Source organism: Nocardia farcinica (assembly GCF_029867845.1).
Classification (GTDB): domain Bacteria; phylum Actinomycetota; class Actinomycetes; order Mycobacteriales; family Mycobacteriaceae; genus Nocardia; species Nocardia farcinica_A.
This window is the reverse complement of record NZ_JARWRU010000452.1, coordinates 1-2,297: the sequence shown is the minus strand read 5'-3', so window position 1 is coordinate 2,297 and position 2,297 is coordinate 1. Positions and strand designations below refer to the sequence as shown.

Here is a 2,297-nt window from a genome sequence, read left to right as displayed (position 1 = left end):
CGCGCTGGAGATGGCCGTCGCCTACGCCCGCGTCCGGGTGCAGTTCGACCGCCCGATCGGAGCGTTCCAGGCGATCAAGCATCGCTGCGCCGATCTGCTGCTCGAGGTGGAGTCCGCGCGCAACGCCGTGCACGCGGCGGCCTCGCTGCTGGCCGAGCGCGACCCGGAGGGTTCGCTGGCCGCCGCGCTGGCCGCCGCCTGGGCGGGCCGCGCCTACACCCGGGTCGCCAAGGAGAACATCCAGATCCACGGCGGCATCGGGTTCACCTGGGAACACGACGCACCCTTCTACCTCAAACGCGCCAAGACCAGCGAGATGTTGCTTGGCACAACAGGAAGTCACCGGGCCCGCCTCGGCGCGCTGGCAGGAATCCGAGGAGCGAGATGACCGGCACCGGCCGTGCGATCGGCGAGCACGACACCCGCGAGCACGAGATCGGCGCGAACGAGACGGACGAGCAGTTCCGCGCCCGGCTGCGCGAATTCCTGAGCACGCATTCGCCCGGGCCGCGCCCGCGTGACCCGGGGGAACGGGTGCGGTGGACCAAGGCCTGGCACGCCACCCTGGTCGACAACGGGTACGCGGGCCCGTCCTGGCCGCGCGAGTACGGCGGGATGGATCTGTCGTTCCGCAGGCAGATCATCTACCAGGAGGAGATCGCCAGGGCCAGGGTGCCCGGTCCGCTGGGCACCGGCCTCGGCATCGTCGCGCCCACGATCATCAAATACGGCACCGAGGAACAGAAGCGGCGCTGGTTGCGGCCCATGCTGCGCGGCGACGTCGTGTGGTGCCAGGGATATTCCGAACCGGGCGCAGGCTCGGACCTGCCCTCGCTGCGCACCACCGCGCGCCGCGACGGCGAGGAGTACGTGGTCAACGGCCAGAAGGTGTGGACGAGCAGCGGCACCCTGGCCGACATGCTGTTCTGCCTGGTCCGCACCGGCTCACCGGAATCGAGGCAGAAGGGCATCACCTACCTGATCATCGACGCCCACGCCCCCGGGGTCACGATCCGCCCGCTGCGCGATCTGACCGGCTCCGCCGTCTTCGCCGAGGTGTTCTTCGACGACGTGCGCGTCCCGGTGGCCAACCGGATCGGCGAGGAGAACGAGGGCTGGCCGCTGGCACGCACCTCGCTGGGGCACGAACGGTCGGCGGGCGCGATGAACCAGGCAGCGTCCTACCGTCGGGTCCTGAACGAACTGATCGACCTCGCCCACGAGCGCGGGCTGACCGACGATCCGCTGGTGTGCGACCGGCTGGTGGAGTTCGAGATGCGGGTGCGGCTGATCCGCTACAACGCCGAACGCACCGTCTCCGACATCCTCACCAAGGGCGAACCGGGCGCGGCCTCGTCGGTGTCCCGGTTGCTGATCGCCGCCTTCGAACAGGACCTGCACGAATTCGCCGTGGACATGCTCGGTCCCGACGGGATCGTGGCCGCGCCCGCCGAGGACGCGGTGCAGCGGGGCCGCTGGCTGAAGGGCTTCCTCATGACGCGCGCCTCCACCATCGGCGCAGGCACGGCGGAGATCCAGCGCAACACCGTGGCCGAACAGGTGCTGCGACTGCCCTACGATCCGGCCATGCCGCCGCGCTGACCGAGCATCGCTCCCGGCCGAGGGCGAGGGCGTGCCGGGCACGCACCCGCCTCGCCTGCCGCGACTGCGCGCGCCCGCCTCATCGGCTGGGTGGGGTGCGCCTACCCGGCCTGCCGGAGCAACGCGGCCACCCGCCGGTGGTGCGAACTCGCGTTCCCCCAGATCGCCTCGTCCACCTTGGCGCGACGCAGGAAAAGGTGCAGATCGTGTTCCCAGGTGAAGCCGATACCGCCGTGCAGTTGCAGGGCCGTGCCCGCGACCTCGCTGACACCCTAGGCGGCATGCGCTTTCGCCACGCTCGCCCACAGGCTCGCGTCCGGCGCGCCCGCGTCGATGGCCATGGCCGCCCGATAGGTGGCCGCGCGCACGCCCTGGAGGGTGATGAGCATGTCCGCGGCCTTGTGTTTGACCGCCTGGAACGAGCCGATCGGCCTGCCGAACTGTTCGCGCACCGTGGTGTAGGCGACCGTCATCTCCAGCAGGCGCTCACCGGCGCCGAGCGCGTCGGCGGCGGTGAGCACGGTCATCGCGTCGCGCCACCGGTGCGGGTCCAGGTCGAGCACGCGACCATCCAGCAGGCCGGTCGCGGCATACCAGCCGCCGGATAGGGGGATCGGTGTTCCGCGATTCGTTTCGGGCGCGGGGGGGGGGGGGCCCGCCCAACCCCCCACCCAAACAACAACACCCCCACAACC

The 2,297-nt window shown here is 71.0% G+C and carries 2 protein-coding genes and 1 pseudogene; 2 read left to right on the top strand and 1 reads right to left on the bottom strand.

All coding sequences use genetic code 11. The features are described 5' to 3' along the window. Positions 1–388: acyl-CoA dehydrogenase family protein (locus tag QH283_RS09785; protein WP_280502698.1), on the top strand; the 388-nt coding region annotated here is incomplete at its 5' end. Next, positions 385–1,602 (top strand): acyl-CoA dehydrogenase family protein, encoded by a 1,218-nt coding sequence (locus QH283_RS09780; RefSeq protein ID WP_280502697.1) that lies wholly within the window; start codon positions 385–387, stop codon positions 1,600–1,602. The genes QH283_RS09785 and QH283_RS09780, both read left to right, overlap by 4 nt. Positions 1,603–1,703: 101 nt before the next feature. On the opposite strand, the pseudogene QH283_RS09775 reads toward QH283_RS09780, so the two are convergent. Then, a pseudogene (locus QH283_RS09775) lies at positions 1,704–2,129 on the bottom strand (acyl-CoA dehydrogenase family protein). Positions 2,130–2,297 lie beyond the last annotated feature (168 nt).

Bases quoted from the DNA above. Each gene is read 5' to 3' on its own strand.
- QH283_RS09780 (WP_280502697.1), top strand. From the start codon at position 385: ATGACCGGCACCGGCCGTGCGATCGGCGAGCACGACACCCGCGAGCAC.